General features: G+C 41.9%; 18 protein-coding genes. 13 read left to right on the forward strand and 5 right to left on the reverse strand.

Features of this window, described 5'->3' with window-relative positions; genetic code table 11:
- Positions 1–481 precede the first annotated feature (481 nt).
- The 3 genes from JV36_RS0117175 to JV36_RS0117185 are packed head-to-tail and all read left to right on the forward strand — an operon-like array spanning position 482 to position 3,790.
- A complete protein-coding gene (locus JV36_RS0117175; protein WP_160173366.1) occupies positions 482–1,834 on the forward strand; it encodes a CHASE2 domain-containing protein in 1,353 nt (450 codons plus the stop codon).
- Positions 1,831–2,205, forward strand: coding sequence for a hypothetical protein (locus tag JV36_RS19330; protein WP_052010237.1), 375 nt, complete (start codon positions 1,831–1,833; stop codon positions 2,203–2,205). Before JV36_RS0117175 ends, JV36_RS19330 begins: the two co-directional genes overlap by 4 nt.
- Positions 2,195–3,790, forward strand: coding sequence for a M48 family metallopeptidase (locus JV36_RS0117185; RefSeq protein WP_032096727.1), 1,596 nt, complete (start codon positions 2,195–2,197; stop codon positions 3,788–3,790). The genes JV36_RS19330 and JV36_RS0117185 overlap by 11 nt, the downstream gene beginning before the upstream one ends.
- 176 nt (positions 3,791–3,966) lie before the next feature.
- Here JV36_RS0117185 and miaE read toward each other — a convergent pair whose 3' ends face one another.
- Complete coding sequence (gene miaE / locus JV36_RS0117190) at positions 3,967–4,761, reverse strand: tRNA isopentenyl-2-thiomethyl-A-37 hydroxylase MiaE (protein ID WP_081926682.1); 795 nt, start codon at positions 4,759–4,761, stop codon at positions 3,967–3,969.
- A gap of 180 nt (positions 4,762–4,941) precedes the next feature.
- Here miaE and JV36_RS0117195 point away from each other — a divergent pair, with 180 nt between their 5' ends.
- The 5 genes from JV36_RS0117195 (at position 4,942) to JV36_RS19340 (ending at position 12,443) form a co-directional block, all read left to right on the forward strand.
- A complete protein-coding gene (locus tag JV36_RS0117195; RefSeq protein WP_032096726.1) occupies positions 4,942–5,526 on the forward strand; it encodes an acyl carrier protein phosphodiesterase in 585 nt (194 codons plus the stop codon).
- Positions 5,527–5,697: 171 nt separating this feature from the next.
- Positions 5,698–7,245: a S10 family peptidase gene (locus JV36_RS0117200; RefSeq protein WP_235207885.1), complete on the forward strand. Its 1,548-nt coding sequence runs from the start codon at positions 5,698–5,700 to the stop codon at positions 7,243–7,245.
- Between the two features lie 14 nt (positions 7,246–7,259).
- The gene (locus JV36_RS0117205; RefSeq protein ID WP_032096725.1) at positions 7,260–8,270 is read left to right on the forward strand and encodes a zinc-binding alcohol dehydrogenase family protein; all 1,011 of its coding nucleotides are present in this window, start codon (positions 7,260–7,262) and stop codon (positions 8,268–8,270) included.
- 180 nt (positions 8,271–8,450) lie between these two features.
- Positions 8,451–9,836 (forward strand): GGDEF domain-containing response regulator, encoded by a 1,386-nt coding sequence (locus tag JV36_RS19335; RefSeq protein ID WP_235207896.1) that lies wholly within the window; start codon positions 8,451–8,453, stop codon positions 9,834–9,836.
- 198 nt (positions 9,837–10,034) lie between these two features.
- Positions 10,035–12,443, forward strand: coding sequence for a PAS domain-containing protein (locus JV36_RS19340; protein WP_052010235.1), 2,409 nt, complete (start codon positions 10,035–10,037; stop codon positions 12,441–12,443).
- A 345-nt stretch (positions 12,444–12,788) separates the two neighbouring features.
- On the opposite strand, the gene JV36_RS0117220 is transcribed toward JV36_RS19340, so the two are convergent.
- Positions 12,789–13,784 (reverse strand): YhdH/YhfP family quinone oxidoreductase, encoded by a 996-nt coding sequence (locus JV36_RS0117220; protein ID WP_032096724.1) that lies wholly within the window; start codon positions 13,782–13,784, stop codon positions 12,789–12,791.
- Positions 13,785–13,910: 126 nt separating this feature from the next.
- Between JV36_RS0117220 and JV36_RS0117225 the strand changes: the two genes are divergently transcribed.
- Positions 13,911–14,321, forward strand: coding sequence for a winged helix-turn-helix transcriptional regulator (locus JV36_RS0117225; RefSeq protein ID WP_081926686.1), 411 nt, complete (start codon positions 13,911–13,913; stop codon positions 14,319–14,321).
- 241 nt (positions 14,322–14,562) lie between these two features.
- Here JV36_RS0117225 and gtfA read toward each other — a convergent pair whose 3' ends face one another.
- A complete protein-coding gene (gtfA, locus tag JV36_RS0117230) occupies positions 14,563–16,062 on the reverse strand; it encodes a sucrose phosphorylase (protein WP_032096723.1) in 1,500 nt (499 codons plus the stop codon).
- Between the two features lie 503 nt (positions 16,063–16,565).
- On the opposite strand from gtfA, the gene JV36_RS19345 reads away from it, so the two are divergent.
- The 4 genes from JV36_RS19345 to JV36_RS0117255 all read left to right on the forward strand — a co-directional run bounded on the left by JV36_RS19345 (position 16,566) and on the right by JV36_RS0117255 (position 20,209).
- A complete protein-coding gene (locus JV36_RS19345; RefSeq protein WP_052010234.1) occupies positions 16,566–18,566 on the forward strand; it encodes a hypothetical protein in 2,001 nt (666 codons plus the stop codon).
- A gap of 134 nt (positions 18,567–18,700) precedes the next feature.
- Complete coding sequence (locus tag JV36_RS0117245; protein WP_081926688.1) at positions 18,701–19,012, forward strand: RHS repeat-associated core domain-containing protein; 312 nt, start codon at positions 18,701–18,703, stop codon at positions 19,010–19,012.
- The gene (locus JV36_RS0117250) at positions 19,002–19,514 is read left to right on the forward strand and encodes a hypothetical protein (RefSeq protein WP_032096721.1); all 513 of its coding nucleotides are present in this window, start codon (positions 19,002–19,004) and stop codon (positions 19,512–19,514) included. The genes JV36_RS0117245 and JV36_RS0117250 overlap by 11 nt, the downstream gene beginning before the upstream one ends.
- A 338-nt stretch (positions 19,515–19,852) precedes the next feature.
- Complete coding sequence (locus JV36_RS0117255) at positions 19,853–20,209, forward strand: hypothetical protein (protein WP_152561570.1); 357 nt, start codon at positions 19,853–19,855, stop codon at positions 20,207–20,209.
- Between the two features lie 72 nt (positions 20,210–20,281).
- Here JV36_RS0117255 and JV36_RS0117260 read toward each other — a convergent pair whose 3' ends face one another.
- Positions 20,282–21,043 (reverse strand): hypothetical protein, encoded by a 762-nt coding sequence (locus JV36_RS0117260; RefSeq protein WP_152561569.1) that lies wholly within the window; start codon positions 21,041–21,043, stop codon positions 20,282–20,284.
- A gap of 96 nt (positions 21,044–21,139) precedes the next feature.
- Positions 21,140–21,313, reverse strand: a complete 174-nt coding sequence (locus JV36_RS19495; RefSeq protein ID WP_081926690.1) for an oxidoreductase-like domain-containing protein — start codon at positions 21,311–21,313, stop codon at positions 21,140–21,142.
- Positions 21,314–21,429: the final 116 nt, after the last annotated feature.

The following is a 21,429-nucleotide window of genomic DNA, read 5'->3' on the forward strand; positions in this document are numbered from 1 at the left end:
TTACCCTTAAGTGAACGCGGTATAGCGGGCACAAAAGGCGAACTCGGTAAGGCAAACACAGCGGTTTATTTGTATGTAAACCAGTGACCGCCTGTTATTGACTCAAAATACATAAAGCGTGCTTGCTGTTTCTCAAGTTTTCCAGCTTTAGAAGCTGTAAGTTCCAAACTTGCACCTCTCTAACTTACATTGGCGCTTACATCAGAACTTACATAAGAACTTAAATTAGCACGCTGCTAACTGCCGTTAACAATATTTTTACAATTTTAGTGTGCAGTAAGATCATACGGGCGTCAATGAATATTGACTAAATAATCATCTGTTTGGCGGGGCAGTGTTTATAACGTTTTGAGTTTTTCGGCCAAGGCTATATATCTGAAGACTGAGTTTATTCAATCAAACTTTTAAAATCAGTACATTTTTACAGCGTTATTGACAAATACACACCCAACGGTAAATACTAAGCTGAACAATGATAGATATGGACATAATCATTAAAGCGCTCGTATTGTATTTTATAGCATTTGCTGAAAGTCGGCATTGGGGAAGACTAGGGTTATGGATTCGCTCTGTAGCGCTAGTATTCTTAATCCTTCTCGATCCGTTCAAGATAACCACTGCGACTGACAATGCATCTGCAGATATCCTAAATAGGGTAAATGCCCTTTACTATAGCAGTAAAGGGCAAGACGAAATTGTCGTGGTGCTCATAAATGATGATTATCTCAATAACAATGGATTGAGTTGGCCCCTCTCTTACGTTCAGCAAGCCGGTTTATTTAAGCGAATTTTATCATACGAGCCAAAAGGGCTTTTTGTTGATCTACTTTACACACATGATAGGTCTGCGCGGGGAGATTCCCCCGAGCCATTAGCCAATATTTTCGATAGGTACAGCTCAAGAGTACCGATCTATCTTCCACGTGTTAATAATTCGGCGCTGTCCGGCTCCAATTTCTTTTCAAGTACTGATCCAGTTATAGTTCAATGGGACGGTTATGACAGCTACTATCCCTCACAGATTGACTCTTTATCTACCCCTGCCTTTGCCCTATACAGCCAATATTGCAACGGCGACTCTCTGTGTTCTATTCCTGAAACACCACCGCCAATTGCTTTGCAGTGGGGAATGGAACTATCTAGCGCCCAGTATAGCTTGACGAATAATGCAAGCTGCATGTCAGAGCAACATACGCTGACAACAATGTCGCAAATTCTTCTGTCAGAGGTATTTTGGAAATTTGTTCCAGAGTGGCGGCAACGTTGTGCTTACTCCACTACATTGCCACCAGACTATCTATCTGCCACTAAAAGTGAGGATAAAAAGATTCTGAAAGATCTTTTAAAAGACAAGTTCGTGATGGTTGGCGCATTAATTCAAGGTGCACGTGATGAAGTATATTCACCTGTACATGGAAAAGTAGCCGGAGTTTATTTTCACGCAATGGCACTTGATAACTTGATAACGTACAAAGAACATTATTTCAGACCTGCACCAACGGTTTTGGGTAATATCGATTTGGCAGATATAACCGATTGTTTATTGTTTCTGCTGGTCTTTATGTGGCGAGAGAAGGTTGCTGAAAGGCAGTCTGAAAATAAGAATATTGGTGCAAGCGATAAAAGGTTTATAGCGGTCTCGGCCATAATTCTTATTGTACTTCTCTTAGCTGTCGTTATCGTTTTTTCATATCTACTTAATTTTGAACCAATCAATTGGGTAGCACAGTTAACACTTATCCTCTCTATTTTTGCAGTAAAAATAAGGTTATTCACACCGTTAAAAACATCTATTACATACCTTAAAGGTCTTACCAAGGAGAAAATCGTATGATGAAAAAATATTCTGCCGCACTAACGTTACTCATGACGTTTAGTGTAATAGCAAATGAACCGTTAGCCATTACAGGCTTTAGTGTTGATGAAATTGAAACACTCGATGCAAAAGGGAAGGTAATTGCAACAGTCGCCGTAGACACTCTTCCAAGTACTGACATACCCGTACTTGAGAGAAACGATGTACTCGACCTCGTTAAAATAAAGAATTCAAAGGGAGAGGGAGTGTGGCTGGATACATATTTCGTACAGCTGAATAAAGGAAAGGTAGTCGATTTACCCTGTTATAAAATAAGTGAGACAGGGGCAAAGGATAAAAGAGAAACCGGCACCATGGGTTTTGGGGGAGCGTGTGAAGATGCGAATTAATTCTACTTTTACTAAGCTAACCATTATTTTGGGCTCTTTATGCGCGATCAGTGCTTGCCAAAGCACTATTGAAGGAATGGGCGATGCAGTGGGTAACCTCACTGGCAAGAGTATTCACAATAGCTTCGATGGAAAGTACATCTCTCAACCGCAAGTTGCTGAATACAAACAGCGAGAAGATGAATTTAGTGGCACTGAAGGAGTGATCAGTTACTCTGGAAAGGATATCCCAAAGCAGCAAATTCGGCAGTCTCACGTCGTTCATTCTCCGAGATTAAAAAAATACCTAGACGGTATTCTTGATAACCTCATGGCTCAATGGGATGGCAGTCCAGTAAACGTTCAAATTCAAGTGGTTCATTCTCAGTCTTTTGCGCCCTATGCTGATTCCTTCGGTATGATAAGCATTCCCATTGGTACACTGAACAATGTGGAAAGCGAAGACGAGTTAGCTATTCTTATTGCGCATGAGGTTAGCCACATTCTTATGCGTCATCACGAGCGGGACGCTGTAGTTCAAGACAATAAAGAAAACGTTAATATGCTAGCCAGCGCAATTGTTATGGCAAACGTTGCGAAAGACACGAGCTTTGTAAAACAGGGTAAATCAAGAACACTTGAATATAATCCAAGCGAGCAGGGCAGTGACAATATTTCAAAGGCAATGGTTTACAATGCTGTGATACAAACGGTGTCTGATAGTGTTTGGAATACGGCTTGGAAGAGAACTCAAGAAGATGAAGCGGATTTGTTAGGGTTTGACCTTGCAATTGCTGCTGGATATTCTCCGCGAGCTCACTCTCATGTGCTAGAACGGCTAGAAAACTTTCAAGGAAAGCAAGAAGGCATGCTGTCTGCTTTTTGGGAAAAGCAGCAAGAAGCTCTGACTGGAGCCTTCAAAGCAGGAGATTTAGGAGGGATCAGCCAGCAGTTTAACGCATTCCTAGTAGAAGGACTAAGCACATCTCTTTCAACTGCCGCTGATTACTTTCAAAAACGCCACATGGCGCCTGATGTGAGAGAAGAAAATATAAAGTCTTACGCATTAAGAGTGTATCGTGATGAGGTAAGGCGAAAAGTAGATCGTCAGAAATGGAATGAAGTAAAAGAAGTTCCAGAAGTTGCAACGGTACTGAGTAGTTATAAGGTAGCGTTTGAAGCCTCTAATGCTTTGTCTGCGGGCGATATTGATACAGCGATGTCGCTTGCTCGTGAATCACAAACTTCACTCACAAAAAACCACCCCTATATGCGAGAGCTTATGTACAACATACGTATGGCCAAAGGTGACAGCATCAAAGCAATGCAGAATTTAGATTTAATTGAAAGATGGCAGGATGCGTCTCCCTCTCTTGTAGAAATAAGGGTTGAGCGTTTAATGAAGCAACAAAAATTTGAAGATGCTCTTGCTGCTATTGAAAGTGCGGAAAATACATTCGGTAATGAAAGCTTATTTATAATACAAAAAAGTATCGCTCTTTCGAATACTGGTAATAATGAGGAAGCTCTTTCTACTCTCGATAAATGTGAAAAATACGACGAGTTTAAAGTAAGCTGTCAGTCGTTAAGAGAAAGGATAAGTTAATTAGTGATTATAAAGTTGGAAATACTCACTAGGTAAAAGCTGTGTAGATTTAATTCAGTTCTTCTATCGCAAAAAGTTTCTAAGGCTTTTAACAGTAAAAAACGGGCTGCGCTTAATTCAAGCGCGGCCCGTTTTTTTAAATAAAATGAGGTCGACCAACTAGTTTACGATCGTAGTTAAGCCATTAAGCTTTCAATAGCAGGGTGTCCACTATGAAATCTAAACACTTCATCTGGCGTTTCGATAAGTACTGCTTCTGCATCTCCGAACAATCTTATACGGTCTGAAATGTCTTTACCCGCAATTGTTTCGGCAAGGGTCAAATAGTCCTCAAAATGGCGTGCTTCTGAGCGTAATAACGACACATAAAACTTGCCGAGTTCATCAGACACATGTGGAGCAAGCTTGGCAAAACGCTCACAGGAGCGCGCTTCAATGTAAGCACCGCAAATGAGCTTATCCACCAACTTCTCTGGCTCGTAGGTGCGAACGTGTTTAAGTAGTCCGTTAGCGTAGCGACTAGAGGTTACCGATTTATACTCAAACCCAAGGCGATGCATTATCTCAAGCACTTGATAAAAATGGTGAAGTTCTTCTTTAATCAACATGACCATTTTATCCAACATGTCTTTTTTAACGCTGTCTAAGCCATCAACATTGAACACGCTCTTTGATAAATGCTTCGTGTTTAGCGACTGCCAGTCGCCAACGTGTCTATACGTAAAGTCTTCATAAGGTTTAAGCCAGCCTAGTAGTACTTTACTGGTTTCTTCATCTGCTACATAACGGCGAAGTAAGTACATTGCGCTCTGGGCAGCTTTCAACTCACAAATTAAATGGTCGGTAAGCAGCATACGAAGGTTCTCTTCTTTCTTTGCTTCATCTAACCATGCGTCTGGTGTATTACATTGCAAAAATGCATTTACTGGCTCAAGGAGAGAAGATATTTCTGAAGATGATATTGCAGACATTAATGTACTTACCTGATGAAATGACGTGAAAACTGTTACGATTAGCATTCTTGTAATAATGCTGGATGCATGTACTGACAGCATAAGCGCTGACTACTTGGCAGCGTTGCTGACCATTTTTTACAAATTTTACCTGATGGCCCCTGTTACACACAACCGAAATAAGAACCAAACAACATTATGAATTATTTAGCTCATCTTTTTCTCGCTAAACCAACGGCAGATTCCCAATTTGGTAATTTGCTAGGCGACTTTCGTCGGGGAGTCGATGTCACTTCTTTCTCATCGGATGTGCGGCGGGGGCTTGAGAATCATTATGTAGTGGACAAATTCACTGACCAACACGACTTAGTGAAAGAAGCGAAAACACTGTTTCATCAAAGCAGGCGTCGATACGCTCCCGTCGCTATTGATATCTATTTTGATCACCTGTTAATTAAGCATTGGGCTCGTTTTTCTGACCAGTCATTTTCATCATTTTGCTCTCAGCGATTTGAACTGCTAGAAATGCGGCTGCCGCAAATGCCACGCACAATGCAGCATAGCGTTGGTCATATGATCACTCATAACTGGTTCGACGATTACGCAAGAGAAGAGGGAATTGCTAAGGCCATTACGGTGGTAGCAAAACGCATTCGCTTTAAAAACGACTTTCATAAAAGTGTGGATGATATTGCAAGCAATAAAGCTAAATTGGAGAGCTTGTTTCTCTCGTTTCTTCCTGAGCTTATTGAGCATGTTAATGAAAAGGCGATAGAAAATTAATCGCCCAAATTAACCGCCCTTAGCGGAACCGCATTCTCTTCGAGAATATGTGTGAATAAGCCTATACAGAGGTATATCGACTAATTTCGTTAACTTATCGTTCTAATTAGAGAGAATAAGCCACTAGGGTTATAGTGTTTGTGTCAATAATCCAAACAAAAAGAAGCGTGTATGAAAATGACAATATCCTACTCAAGCACTCGTAAAGCGGCAGCGACGTATTGCCTGCTGTTTCTTTCACTATTTACGTTTAACACTATTGCACAGGAACACGACCGTGCTATCGAAATAGACAGTAAAGTTGTTACCGAACATGAGACCAAAATTTTAGGCAAGCGCGTTAAATACAGCGCCACTACTGGCACCCAGCCAGTGTGGAATGGTAAGGATGAAGCTGTCGCAACGCTTTTCTATACTTACTACAAGCGCACAGATATAAAAGATGATGCCAAAAGACCCCTGATCATTTCATTTAACGGCGGGCCTGGTTCTGCGTCAGTATGGATGCATGTAGCGTATACAGGGCCTCGTATTCTCAATATCGATGATGAAGGCTATCCAGTGCAGCCTTATGGCGTACAAACCAACCCATACTCAGTATTAGATGCCGCTGACATTGTATTTGTTAACCCGGTTAATACAGGCTATAGCAGAGTGTTGCCAAATGCCGAGGGCAAAATGCCGTCACAAGAAGAGCAGAAAAAAATGTTCTTCGGCGTTAATGCCGATATTAGCTACCTTGCAGATTGGGTAAATACCTTCGTTACCAGAAACAATCGCTGGCGCTCTCCTAAATATCTCATCGGCGAAAGCTACGGTACTACGCGGGTGTCAGGCCTTGCCCTTGAACTACAAAATCGTCAGTGGATGTACTTAAATGGCGTTATTTTAGTTTCTCCAACCGATATTGGTATTGAGCGTAATGGCCCGGTAAAAGCGGCTAACCGCTTGCCTTACTTTGCCGCTGCAGCGTGGTATCACAATAAGCTTGATTCAGAGCTTCAAAGCAAGGACCTGCTTGAATTACTGCCAGAGGTAGAAGACTTTACTATCAACGAGCTAATACCGGCATTAGCGAAAGGTGGCTTTATCAAGCCGGAAGAAAAGCGCAAAGTGTTGGCAAAAATGGCTCGGTACTCTGGGTTAAGTGAAGATGCCGTTTCGCAGAATAATTTAGATGTGAGTACCGCGTTTTTCTGGAAAGAGTTGCTGCGTGACGAAGGCAAAACCCTTGGCAGACTAGACAGTCGTTATTTAGGTATTGATGCTAAGCAAAGTGGTGATAGACCAGACTACTGGGCCGAGCTTACCTCTTGGTTGCACTCGTTTACGCCTGCCATTAACTACTATCTTCGCGAAGAGCTAGCGTATAAAACAGACATTAAATACAACATGTTTGGTCCAGTTCGCCCGTGGGACAGAAGTAATAACAATACGGGAAGCAATTTGCGCCTAGCGATGGCCCAAAACCCCTATTTAAATGTGATGATTCAAGCTGGTTATTACGATGGTGCAACCAATTATTTTGATGCCAAGTACACCATGTGGCAGCTAGATAACAGCGGTGCAATGAAAGACCGTTTAAGTTTTAAGGGCTATAGAAGTGGGCATATGATGTACCTTCGTCGTGACGATTTGAAATCATCGAATCAAGATTTACGCGAGTTCATTAAAAACAGCACGCCTGGTGAAGGTATGCCTGCTATGTATAAACGGTAAGTAAGGAGTTGATAATGAAGGCCGTAGGCTACACTCGCTCGTTAGCGATAGAAGAAGAAAGAGCGCTAGAAGATATCGAAGTAGAAAAGCCCAGTGCAACAGGCACCGATCTACTTGTAAAAATTAATGCCATTGCCGTTAATCCAGTAGATTGCAAAATTCGGCAACGGGTTGAGCCACAAGGACAACCAAAAATACTTGGTTGGGATGCCGTTGGCGTAGTGGAAGAGGTAGGAAGCGATGTTATGGCATTCGCGGTGGGCGACCGCGTTTATTACGCAGGAGATCTCACTCGTCAAGGCACCAACGCTGAGTATCAATTGGTTGATGAGCGCATTGTGGCCCTTGCGCCAACGTCTTTATCTGATAGCGAGGCGGCAGCGCTGCCGCTGACTACCATTACGGCTTACGAATTACTGTTTGATCACCTGTTGCTAAAACAGCAACAAGAAAAAAGTGATGAAGTGGTGCTCGTGGTTGGAGCCGCAGGCGGAGTAGGCTCTATTATGCTGCAGCTATTGAAGGTGCTAACGGGCGCTACAGTTATCGCCACAGCGTCTCGAGATGAGACGAAATCGTGGGTTAAGTCGCTAGGCGCTGATCATGTTATCGACCACAGTAAACCAATGGCCGAGCAAATAAAGGCACTTGATGTAGGGCAGGTCACCCATGTTGCTAGCTTAACTAATACGGGAGCCAACATTGATATGTTTGTTGAGGTGATGAAACCGAAAGGCAAGCTGGCGTTAATTGACGACCCTGAAAGTATTGATGTATCGAAGCTTAAGCAAAAAAGTTTGTCGCTGCATTGGGAGTTTATGTTCACTCGCTCCATGTTTGAAACCGACGATATGATTGAACAGCACCGTCTGCTAAAACATGTCGCCGATTTGGTTGATAATAAAAAAATCAAAACCACAGTGGGTAAGCATTTAGGGAAAATAAATGCCGAAAACCTTATTACTGCGCACAAGCAGCTTGAGGCCGGAACCGCTGTCGGTAAACTCGTGCTAGAGGGTTTTTAAAAAATACCTATCACTAAGTGACAAGAAGGGCGTTTATACGCCCTTTTTTGTGCCTTTTTTCTTGCTCGACGAGTGTTTCATTAATGCAGCATGAGTGGGAGCATTTGAATTTTTGCGCTAACCGACTATTTTTTAGAAGTGGTGATTTCTAAAAATAGAGCGGAGTAGAGCTTGAAGAATGTGAGCGATGTTACTGACGGTTCAAAAGGAGTTACTGATTTTGAACAAGAGAAAGGTAATATCGATAAACCATCAATTCTCTGCGTAGACGACGAAGTGTATATCTTGCACGCTTTGCGCCGGCAGCTTCGCACTCTTGGCGACATTCACATTGAAGAATCTTGTCTCAGTGCACTTGAACTGATTAAGTCTCAAACCTTCGATATTATAATCACTGATATGAAACTACCCGACATGACTGGTGCTGAATTTTTAGCAGAGGTGAACGGGTTGGAGCTTGATGATGTTCCAGAGTGTCTTCTCATTACGGGGTATTCAGATAGTGATTCGTTGGAATCTGCGATTAATACCGGTTTAGTTCAGCGGTTTCTAAATAAACCATGGAAACAAAGCGAACTAATCGTTGCCGTTCAAGATCTTCTTCAAAAACGAAAACTAAAACAGGAGAACCGAACGTTAAGCCTTGAAATACATCAACGCAACCAGCAATTAAACAGCACAAATGAGCGGCTCACTCGCGCTCAAGTATTGGTCGATAAGTATGTCCTATCTGCCAATATTAACGCCGACGGACGTATTGCTCACGTGTCTACTGCGTTTTCTGAGCTTACCGGTTTTAGTTCTTATGACCTTGTTGGAGAGACTCATAAAGTGCTTTGTGAGCAAGATACACCCTCTGATGTGTTAAAAGATATGTATTCTACCCTTTTGAATGGCAAAGCGTGGTCAGGTGAAATTACTGCACGGTCAAAAGATAACACGGTGATTTATGTGGATGCGTCCATCGAGCCAGAAACTGATAGTACGGATGAATTACTAGGCTTCACTGGGTTCTATCAAGATATTACCGATAAGAAGCGCATTGAGTTGCTGTCTGTTACCGACCAGCTTACTGGAATTTATAATCGTCGAAAATTTGAGCTCGAACTAGAGCATGAGTTAAGTAGGGCGAATCGCTATGAAAATAGCCTAACGTTAATCGTTATTGATATCGATTTGTTTAAACAGGTTAATGATACTTATGGTCACCAAGTTGGTGATAAGGTTTTAGTGTCAGTGGCAAATCTTATAAAAGACAATATTCGGCGCTCGGATATTCTCGCCCGCTGGGGCGGGGAAGAGTTCATTATTATGAGTACGCAAACTGCACTGGCCGGCGCGTTAAAACTAGCTGAAAAAGTGCGAGGCTTATTAGCGTCTTGCAAGATGGATGTAGTTGGCTGCATTACTGCTAGCTTTGGCGTAGCAGAATATCGACAAAATGAATCTACAGAGAGCTTGTTTAAACGAGCTGATACCTTACTTTATAAAGCGAAAGAAGCGGGTCGTAATCGAGTTGAAGGTGAATCACTTTCACTTGATGAGAAAAATCATCTCGATGGCTGAATGTGTGCATAGTAGATATAACTACCAAGCTGACGATATCACCTTGATGAAATCCATTAACACTATTTTTTAATCTATCCCTCCTCAAATCAGTATAAATAGATGTTATTACAAGTTTTATTTAGCCTGATATTACTGCTATGCTGGTTTTAATATAACGTTTACAACCCTCTGTAAATGTTCTTCCTAATGAGTGAGATGAGTTTGGCCTTAACTAATTTTAGTAGCGATCATTACCTCTTCACTGAATTGAAAGATTTATTAAAAAGTGATGACCGCTTGTTTAACTTCATTGAGAGTTCTGCTCTTGATGGGGTTTGGTTTTGGGATTTGGAAAATCCTGAAAAAGGCTGGATGAGTCCCACCTTCTGGAAAATACTCGGTTACGACCCTACCAGTAAACAACACCTTCGGTCTGAGTGGCAAAATATTGTCAATCAAGACGACGTTAAAGTAGCCCTTCAAAATCTAGAAAATCATTATGCCGACGAGGACACAACCTTCGATCAGGTAATGAGATACACACATAAATCGGGACACACTATCTGGGTTCGCTGTCGAGGCGTTGCTATCAGAAACAGTGAAGGCAAGCCTATTCGGATGCTTGGTGCGCAAACGGATGTTTCCGATATTAAAGAGCAGGAACGGGCGCGAACAGAGGATGAGGAAAAACAGAAACTTGCTTTTCAAAAGCAGGCTACGCTGCTAGATGAACTCGAAAAAACCGCCAATATCGGTACGTGGGAAGTCAATTTACAAACAAGCAAGGTAGTGTGGAGCGACCAAACAAAACGCATTCATGAGGTGCCGCTCGACTACGAACCGAATCTAGAAGAAGGCATCAATTTTTATAAGCCAGGAGAAAGCCAAAGGCTTATTACTGAAGCGGTAGAGAAGGGGATTAGCAAAGGTGAGCCTTGGAACTTGGAGCTTGAACTTGTTACTGCAACTGGGCGAAACATTTGGGTAAGGGCTCAAGGTAGGCCTCAATTTGAAAATGGCGAGTGCACCGGGCTATTTGGCGTTTTTCAAGATATAACGCCGCAAAAGCAGATAGAGGCACAGAAACAAAAAGTTCGCGAGCGGGCGGTAGCAGAATCAATACGGCTACAGGTCGCTAACGATGCCCTTGGTATGGGAGTGTGGGAGTTCGACCTCATTACCGAAGAGCTGCTTTGGGATAAGTGGATGTATTTGCTGTACGGTGTGTCTGAAGAGCACTTTACCGGTGCTTTTGAAGTATGGGAAAACACCATACACCCAGATGACATTGATGATGCAAAAGCATTACTCGACTATTCAATAGAAAACGATATTAAATTTGACACCCAGTTTCGTGTGGTAATGCCAAACGGTAACATTAAACACCTTAAGGCCAACGCTATTATTCTTCGTAACGACGCAGGGGAGCCAGTTAAAGCCATTGGTGTTAACTACGATATTACCGATAAAGTCGAAACTATGAAGGTGCTTGAGCAAGAAAAGCAGCGTGCAGAGGCGGCAGCAAAAGCGAAAAGTGATTTTCTTGCCAATATGAGCCATGAAATACGCACACCTATGAATGCCATTCTTGGTGGTCTTCAGTTGTTGAGAAACTCAGATATCCAAGGAAACCTTCGTACCATTCTCGATAACTCCGCATTCTCAGCACAAAGTTTGCTCACCATTATCAACGATATTCTCGACTATTCAAAAATTGAGTCGAATAAACTCAGTATAGAGCTTGCGCCTTTTTCGTTACTAGAGGTACTTAGCGCCGTTAAATACGACATGGATGAAATGCTAAGCAGCAAGGGCGTGGCCTATTCTGTCGATATAGATGATAACTTTGAAGATGGCTGGATTGGCGACATTGTTAGGGTAAAACAAATAATTTTGAACCTTGTTTCAAATGCGGTGAAGTTTACCAGCAAGGGCTCAGTGAGAATAAAAGTTGCCAATCGCAAACACAAAGGCAATCAAATGATAGCCATAAAAGTTATCGACTCTGGCATAGGCATGAGCAAAGAAGCCCAACAGCGGATATTCGAACGGTTTTCACAAGCCGACGCCAGCACCACACGGCGCTATGGTGGCACAGGACTTGGAATGGCTATTACATTAAGCTTAATAGACTTGATGAATGGAGATATTAAGCTCAACAGTATTGAAGGTACGGGCACAACAGTAACCGTGTTTTTGCCACTTGAGCCAACACAAATCGATACGCAAACTAGAGCCAAAAAATCATTGTCTGCCCCATTGTTGTCTAACAAAAAGATACTGATTGCTGAAGACAACGCTATTAATCAAGTGGTTATTCAAACCATGCTAGAAGAGACGATGGCTGCAATAACCATGGTAGATAACGGCAAGCAAGCGGTTGATGCGGTACAAAAAGAAGACTTTGACCTTATTCTTATGGATATACATATGCCGGAAATGGATGGTGTGGAAGCCCATAGACAAATAAGCGCAATGAAAAAGCATATTCCTGTTATTGCGCTTACCGCTAATGTGATGCCTGAAGACGTAACCTATTATTTAGAGGAAGGGTTCGACAGCCACTTAGGTAAACCAATAGACATGAATCAACTGTTTGGCATGTTGAAGCAATACAGTCGATAGATTGCCTCTAAGCGGTACAGTTATTATTTTCGGCTGTAGGCCTTTAAATAACTCACATCTTAAAAAGCGCATTAGGCTCCTGTCTTTTGCACTTTCGCCTTTCACCCTTTGCACTTTCGCCTTTTGAACCCGTGGCCTTTTACACTATTGATTTACTCTATTAGCCCTAAATCAACACACCCAAACCAGCAGGGCCAAACCAGCAGATCTTGACTGGTCATGCTCAGAGTTTTTTTACGCTCAAGCGAGACAGTCTCAAATTCGACATTTTCAAACTTGAGAGTTTCAAGCTTGGTAAGTCCAAGCTCGAAAAAAGTGCACACGCCGGTTAGAGACATGCCTTGGCTACAGGGCTAAATTTACAAGTGTACGACCAGACAACTGACCTTTTAAAATAGCGTCAATTTTTTCGTCTAGCTGAGATAAACCGACCTCAGTGGTTAATGCTTCAAGTTGATTGAGTTTCCAATCACCGGCAAGCTTATCCCATAGCCTTATTCTAGGAGGCATAGGGCACTGTACTGAGTCTATGCCTAGTAATGACACTCCGCGTAATATAAAGGGAAATACGCTTACATCAAGCTGAGCTGAAGCGGTAAGCCCGCAACAGGTAACAACGCCACCGTATTGAGTCGACTTAATTGCCTGGGCAAGAAATTCGCCGCCGACTGTATCCACCACACCAGCGTATTGCTCTTTAAGCATTGGGCGCTCTTTATTCTCTAGCAAGCTATCGCGATTTATCACACGGGCAGCGCCTAAAGACATAAGGAAGTCGGCCTGTGAGTCTTTACCCGTGCAGCCTACCACGCTAAACCCTGCTTGGGCGAGCAATGCCACGGCGACGCTTCCAACGCCTCCTGTTGCACCCGTGACAAGTATTTCGCCGTCTTCTGGCGTTACATTGTTTTCAACTAGCCCTTGTACAGACAATCCAGCGGTAAAGCCTGCAGTGCCTAATATCATGGCTTCTTTTAACGACAGACCGTCAGGTTTGGCAACCGCCCATGATGAAGGAATTCGGATATATTCTGCAAACCCTCCAGAGGTATTCATACCCAGATCGTAGCCCGTAATGATGACATCATCACCTTCATTGAACGCGTTATCATCGCAAGACACAACAGTGCCTGCTGCATCAATGCCTGGAGTGTGAGGAAAGTTTCGGCTTACGCCAGGATTGCCTGAAGCAGAAAGCGCATCTTTATAGTTAAGTGAGGAGTATTTTACTTTTACAAGAAGCGCCCCCTCAGGAAGTTCATCCACATGTCGCTCAACCACAGAACGTGAAAAGGTTTTATCTTCAGATTTCTCTACAAGCAATGCTTGAAATGTTGTCATTGTAGCTTTCCTTAACTGTTATTTACTTGCATCCCATTTTGACGGTAAATTTATTTTGTGCAAGTATGCACTTTTTAGTAGGGTAGTACCCAAAATGATACTATTGAGCTTTATTGAGGGTGCAGCATGGCGCAAGTATTAAAAACGGATAGTGCTCGCTTAAGTGAGCATAAGAGTGAGTTCGAAATAGAAAAAGAAAGCGAGCGTGAGAGCAATCAGGAAACTCCGCAATATATTTGCGGTGTGGCTGTCTCACTTGAGATTATTGGTGGTAAGTGGAAAGGCGTAATTTTATGGCACTTATGCCACAAAACACTTCGATTCAGTCAGTTAAGACGCCGATTACAAGGGGTGACACAAAAAATGCTCACCCAGCAACTGCGAGAATTAGAGCGAGATAAGCTTGTAAATCGTAAGGTTTATGCTGAAGTGCCACCGCGGGTAGAGTATTCGTTAACTGAACTTGGGCGAACATTAGAGCCCACGTTGCGTCAGTTATGTGAATGGGGAAAAGATTACAACGATAATCATCGCTAAACGCTGGTCATAAACAGAAAATTTCTTTTAAAAAACATAGGCTAGTGAATATACGTTCAATACGCATGTGAAAATAGTGGCTCAACCTACGCCACCCAAATATAAGGTGCTTTTAATAAATACTTTCAAAACAAGTTTCTTAAAGCAAGCCTCTAAATCCAAAGCTCTTAATGAAAGAAAGGCTCGAAACAGAAGTTTCGAGCCTTTCGTGTTGACTACATTCGTATTATCTTTGCGGCGATTAGCCTAACAATTCACTAATTTTCAACGTAGATGTCTTCTCTCCATCTGTTGTATAAATAACCGCATTCACAGCATTAATATCAGTAGTATTAAAGTCGATTTCAAGACGAGCGCTATCTCCCTGATTTTCCCAGTTCAAAGCAAGCAGGCTTTCTTCATACGACACAGAAAAATCACCATTAAAAGCGTTGCTGTGATTTCGTAACTTAATGAGCTCAAACAGCCCTTTAACAACCGGCTTTTCAACGGCTTCTTCTACTGTTTTAGTCGACAAATAGGGGCGGTTTATATCGCGGCCTACATTAGTTTTAGCTAAAAGCTCCATGTCGTTATCGGCGGCGAGTAGCCCTCCGTAGTAAACTTGTGGAATACCAGGGCTGAAGAATTGGATGGCGCGAGCTAAAAGATAGCTAAAATTGTTCTTACCCAGTGCATCGTAATAGGTACAGTTTACCTGATACAAATCCACATTATTCGCTGCAGCCCCGGTGGCTTTTCTCGACTCGCCGTTTGAATTTGCATGTATTTGTTCGACAAGCGCGTTTATCGCCTCGTTTTCAAGGAGCCCGGGCTTATCACCATTTGCACCAACATCAACAATGCCAATACCGTCGTGGGTGTCTAAAACAGTAAAGCAGTTGCGTGGAGAAATAGATAACCAGTGGGCTAGGGCACTCGCATCTTGGGTAAACAGGGTATGCAACACCAATGGTGGTAATGCGAAGTCGTACACGCTGTCGCAGCGTGCAGCAATATCAATTTGCGTTTGATAGTGGCTGTGAATTTCGACAAGACATTGCATGTTCATAGAGCGCGCACGGGTGCTCAATTCTTCAATAAACGCAAAAGTCTCTTCAAGCATAAAGCAGTTAGTACCAGCTCGTTTAATTGCATAACCCGCAGCATCAAGGCGAATCAGGTCCACATTACTTTCGGTAAACGAAGTAAGGATAGACGATAAGTAGTCTTTCCCAAGATCAGACTCAACATCTATATCAATTTGGTTTGACGTGAATGTCGTCCAAAAAGGTACCGTTTCATTGCCTGCAATATCATAGTCGCTAAAAAACGGTGTTGGGCGAGGTCTAAAAACCTGTGCAATCTGCGCATCAGTTTCAGCGTCGTCGTTGCTGGTGAAAACGTCTTGTTTAGTCAAAAAGAGAGGCCAGTATGTTGAGTCTCTACCGTGCTGTAGTACATCACGAAACTGCTGACTCTGCGCTGACATATGATTAACAATAAGGTCTGCCATAATATCAACAGATTCACCCATTTTCTTCACATGGCCCCAATTGCCAAGGCGCTTATCGACGCTTGTATGATCAATAGGGTCGAAACCGGCATCTTCACCATCGTAAGGGTAATAAAATGGTAATAAGTGCACACCTTTAAATAAGTTCGCCAGTGCACCATTTAAAAGGCTATTAAGGCTTTCGATACTGCCATCGCCCAATCTATCTGCATAAGTAATTAACTGAACGCCGTTGCTTATAGACATTGAAATTCTCCGAAAATACGGTTGTTACAGTAGGCGCAGTCAGTACGCCTTGGTATGTAATGAATACCATTAAGCAAGAACCGCTTTATTAAAGTCACTTTCAATAAGGTAGAGGTTTAGCTTAACAATCAGTGACACGAGAGTAGAGTCGTTAATCCTAATGACTTAACAACTCGAGCCTTTCTTAATCGATTAAGTGGCTAAGAGGGAATATAGCAATGGATTGCTGATTTGTAAATGAGATGTTTATTTGTACAAGGCAGGTGAGAAAGAGCGGTAATTTGTTACAAGATGTTCGTTTTAAAAAGAAAAATAGCGAGAGTGAGTCTGGAAATGCTAATTATTTTAATGAGTTAGCGATTTTATTAGTGAGATTATTTATTTTTTCCAAAGAAAAGAACCTGCTACTTGATTTCATTTAAAGATTAACATCAATCGCTGTTGTGCTTATACTCTGGGTACTAGGATAACAATATCAATCACATAGAAAAGGAAGTCTGGCCATGTTCGCCTGTAATCTTGCCTATAAAACCTCAATTTTGTCGCTAAGTTCGTTATTTATCCTCACCGCCTGTGGTGGAGGTGGAGGTAGCGATAGTGGTGGTAATTCGAATATTGGAAGTGGGTCAAACCCGCCACCGACCACACCTGCTGTTACGCTGTCTGGTTATGATAGTCAAGCAGCAATCAGCAGCCTCTCAGCCATGGACAGCTTACTGCAAATTGGCTTTATGTCTCAAAACACCTTAGTGCTTAACAGTACCTCTGGTTCAACGGGAGAGTTAAGCTGTAGTAATGGTGGATTGTTTGAGCAAGTGCATGCTGATAATGACAGTAATGGCGAGTTCTCAGATGGGGATACGGTAACCATCAATTATCGTGAATGCTATGTCGCAAGCTTAGACGATGTTGCTGATGGGAGTGTTGTTTACGATATCGAGTTATTTGCTGAGAGCGAGAGTTTTACTGCAAATGTGGATATAAGCGATTTAACTATTGATGGTATTATAAATCTTGATGGCGTAATGCGGGTCAAATATGAGGGTGAAACATCAGGAAGTTTACTTATCGTAAATACAGTAGGCAGCGTCCCGCTTAATTTTAATAGTCAAAAAGTTATGACTTTTAGCAATTTTGAGATTGTGAAGCAGGATGATTATCAAACAGCGAAGTATCGTGTCGGGGTCAGCGGAAGTATTAACGACGAGGAGCTAGGTGCTTCTTACCGTATTTCACAGTTGCAAGGTTTCTCAGGTTACTTAAATGAATATCCAAATGAGGGAGAGGTTTCTATTTCTACCTCCTCAACAGATGCATTAACGGTAACTGCAAATTTTGTCGAAAATTCAACTTACTTCAATGTATCGTACGATTCGGACAATTATTTATTGCAATGGGGTGATGCAATCGAAGGCGCAATGATGGGCGTTAGTGCACAATTGCCAGACTATATTGCTCCATTTCGGTCAGATAACTTTGCCTTTGTCACCGTTGCCAATAAGTCCTCGCTAGACAAGTTTGGTTTAAGTGACAGTGTTACTCTAATATTTTCTCGCCCAGTAGAATCGGTGAACCCGCCCTATGGTGAATTTGCATTTGGTGCGAATGAGTATCCATATGTCAATATTCCTGCATCAATTGAAATCAGCGGTGCTATGGTTACTGCTTCGCCTGAGCGCGCTCTTCAGGCTGATAAAAACTATACCTTAGTAGATATTGAGGTGGTAGCGACGAACGGTCAAATTGAATATGTATATTTGCCGTCAATTCAAACAAGCAATGAAATTGTTCCTGCTATTACCAGCCAATCAAAACTATACCGTTTCAATGATACTCCGCTACTGAATGCGGCAGAAACAACAAATAACTCAAACGGAGAGCTCTCTTTTCAGTGGCGTGAGGCTAGCAGTGCGGGAGTGGTTTTCGACAACCCAACAGGCGCAGAAACAAGCTTTACAGTACCAGAAGAGGCAACTAACGACCTTTCTATCGAAGTTGTTATCACGGCATCCTCAGGTTATAGCGTGACCGAAGAGTTGACTATCAGTTACGTTGAGCCAATGAGCACGATACTGAGCTTTGACAGTCCTCAAGGAGACTTTATCGGCGGGGGACAAAGCAGGTTCTATACTGATGCAGACGGTGTATTTAATGTTAACTCTTACGAAGAAAGTGCAAACTATTTGGACGTTTCGTTTGATGGAAACGATTGGTGGAATTTAGACCTAGCAGCGCCATCTGACGAGATTATTGGTGTGGGTGTATATGAAGGGGCTAGAAGGTATCCTTTTCAATCCCCTACGTCTCCAGGCTTGAGTTTCACTGGATCGGGAAGAGGATGTAACCAAAGCAGCGGTAGGTTTGAAATTTTTGAATTGTCATACAATGAATCTGGTGAAGTCGAAAGTTTAGCTGTTGATTTTGAACAGAGCTGTGAAATTACTAACCCAACTTTAAAGGGGCAGTTCCGTTATAATTCGAGCACGCCGTTAAATCCGCAGTAAGTCAGACCGCGAATATAGATTACTATTTATGTGCCTAATCAGCTATTTAGAAGTGTAATTAGAAAGCCCAGTTCCTAAACTGGGCTTTTTTATACTTGCGGACTTTTCAGCGGAGTCTTAATACTACAGTGTATATGCAGGAACGATACTATGATCCAGTGATTGGGCGGTTTTATTCGAATGGTGCATCGGGCCACATGCAACGTGGTAACAGTATTGCTCATGGTTTCAACCGCTATGCCTACGCCAGCAACAACCCGTATAAGTACACTGATCCTGATGGTGAATTTGATATACTCAATGTGATTGGAGCGGTTGTAGGCGCATATGATGCAGTTAACTCCCTAGATTCAAATGCATCAATAGGTAAAAAGTTTGCCGCAAGTGCAGTCGGATCTGTTGTTAAGGAGCAAACAAAATGGGAGTTAGAAGATAATGATCGATAAACGATTATTAAATTTGGCCTTGGGCTTATTTGTTTTAGTTATTGGGGGTGTTATTTCGTTCGCATCACTTAAATTTTTTCATTTTGTGCCTTCCCCCACTGATTTGACCAAATCTGTAGGAGTAGTAGAAAGTTACGACGTTGGGAGTTCTAGGATTAAGATTAAATTGAGAGGAGTCGATGGCGCTTTTTATTACTTGAATATGCTAGGCAATAAAGACGATTTAGTCGATGCAGTGAAAACTAATAATCCAAAGACTACTGAGTTGCTTCACTATGATTTGGATTTAGACCTAATAAATTATTTTGGTAAGGATTCGATTCAAGCTATTTATCAGGTTTCGATTGATGGGAATGAAATTCAGTCCTTTGAAAGCGTGGTTTCTTCAATAGATAAAAACAAGTATTACTTTTATATTGTTTCGTTTTTTATGATTTTATACGGCCTACGAGCAATAACTAAATTCTCGAGAGTAAGGAAAGTAAATCATGGAGCGGACTAAAGCTTGCCCTTGATTAAATCCACACATTGCCTCGCACTCGCGGGGCTCTTTTTAAGCAGAAATCGTGCAGACTTCACTGTCCTAGCTATACTGCTAAGATACTGTAAAAATACGATTTTTTAATTACGTTCTAAATAGGCTAATTAACAGAGCATTACTACATGACGCTAAAAAGCAATATAGAGAAACAGCTATTGATCTTGTGGCCATCACTTTTTTTAATTACAACAGTCCTCACTTTACACTTTTTGTGGACTGCCAGTAACGCTGAGCAACTCATCATAATAATGGCTATTGTTTTTTTCGTTTTTGTACTTGTACCCCTTAGTAACCGTTCAATGTTGATAGAAAACCCAAACTTTGTCTTGGGTGAAAAGAATACTCCAGACTTAAAGAAATCTTTTGAAGCGTATGCTGATATGCTTTTCGCTTTCAGCTTCTCAGTGTATTTAAACGTATGTCAATTGCTAACGTCATTGAACGGGGTGAGGGCGCTTCTATCTATTCCTTTCTTATATTTTGGCTCTCTTGCTATTCTAGAACTATCAAGAGATGAGCGCTTTTACGATACATTTTTGGGAAGCACAGTCTTCAAGACAATCTTCGTCACGCTATCCTTTGTAATGGTGTTGGTTGTTGTTAGTAGTCTTATGTTTGGTTCGTGGGGTTGGATCTACAGAGGCTTCCAATTGTAACGTAATTTATGTGATTAACATTGTGCTCAAATACCTTGTATTCGCAGTTCTTTGTTATCAACGGCACTTACGTTATTGCTTCGAATCGAAGATGTCTTTTCTTTGTTTCAGCAAGCTAATTTCATTTTGAGAGGCGACAAGAAACGCATCAAAATCTTTGATTATTTCTGGGTGAGTTATAGTTGATAGAGTATAGGTGTATTGAATGCTGGGCGCTTCGGTCGAGGCCACAAAGTCATCTTTGTTATAGCCCAATTCTTTAGCATGATGACGCACAACGGTAAGATTAACATCAAGTCCGTCAACCATCCCTCTTTTAAGCAAACCCACTAAAACAGGCATTGAGCTCTCAAATACAAACTTAGTTTTGCCGCTATTGATACGGTTCTTCCAGTGAGGACCAGGCATAAAACCATACAGTGAGCCAATCACTTTCAACGTCGACAACGGTTTATGTTGGTTCTTTTTCAATACAACCGTATCTGCGCGTAATTCAATGATGTCACCGCTAAACACCAGGTTTTCCGTGTTTACATTCCAGATGGGGTTGTCGGGTAGGCGAAAATCAATGCTGTCTTGTTGATACCACTCTTCAAATCGAGTGATGGGGAGATGAATATATTCAAACTTTACGCCGCGCTTCTGTGCAAATAGCTCCATCACGTCGATTAAAAAACTGGTTTTATACCGACCGCCTTTTTTTGTGAACATAGGGTAGTAATCAACATCTTCAACACCCACGCGATAAATTGGCTTATCCTCCGCTTGAACGGAAGCACTAAAAACCGCCACTAACAGAAGACTACTTAATATTATTTTTATTAGACTAATCATAAACCCCAACACACCAAGCGATAGCGTTGTTAATAACCTTATGTATATTGTTTAGTAAGTATACACACGGCGATTAGATATGGCGCCTTTTTATGATTAATTTGTCTTCTCTTGTTCTTGTTCAATTTTTTTTACTTTATCTTTCCACTCGTCTAGCTTTTCAAAATAGGCGTCCCAAACGCATGGGCAGCAGGAGCCGCCGCCACAGCAATCGTCCTTTAGCGGTTTTTCAGGCTCTGGAGGCAAGTTGTTTTCGGTGTGCTCACTCATACATTGTTAACAATATGTAGGCTTTGACTGATTATGTCGTGCTGTGAAGGGGAATTCAAATAAAAGGCCTCCATGCTAGGCATAGAGGCCTTGTTTATAGGCTAATGGATTAGACT

The sequence above is a fragment of the Alteromonas sp. LOR genome (genome assembly GCF_000753865.1).
Lineage (GTDB): Bacteria > Pseudomonadota > Gammaproteobacteria > Enterobacterales > Alteromonadaceae > Alteromonas.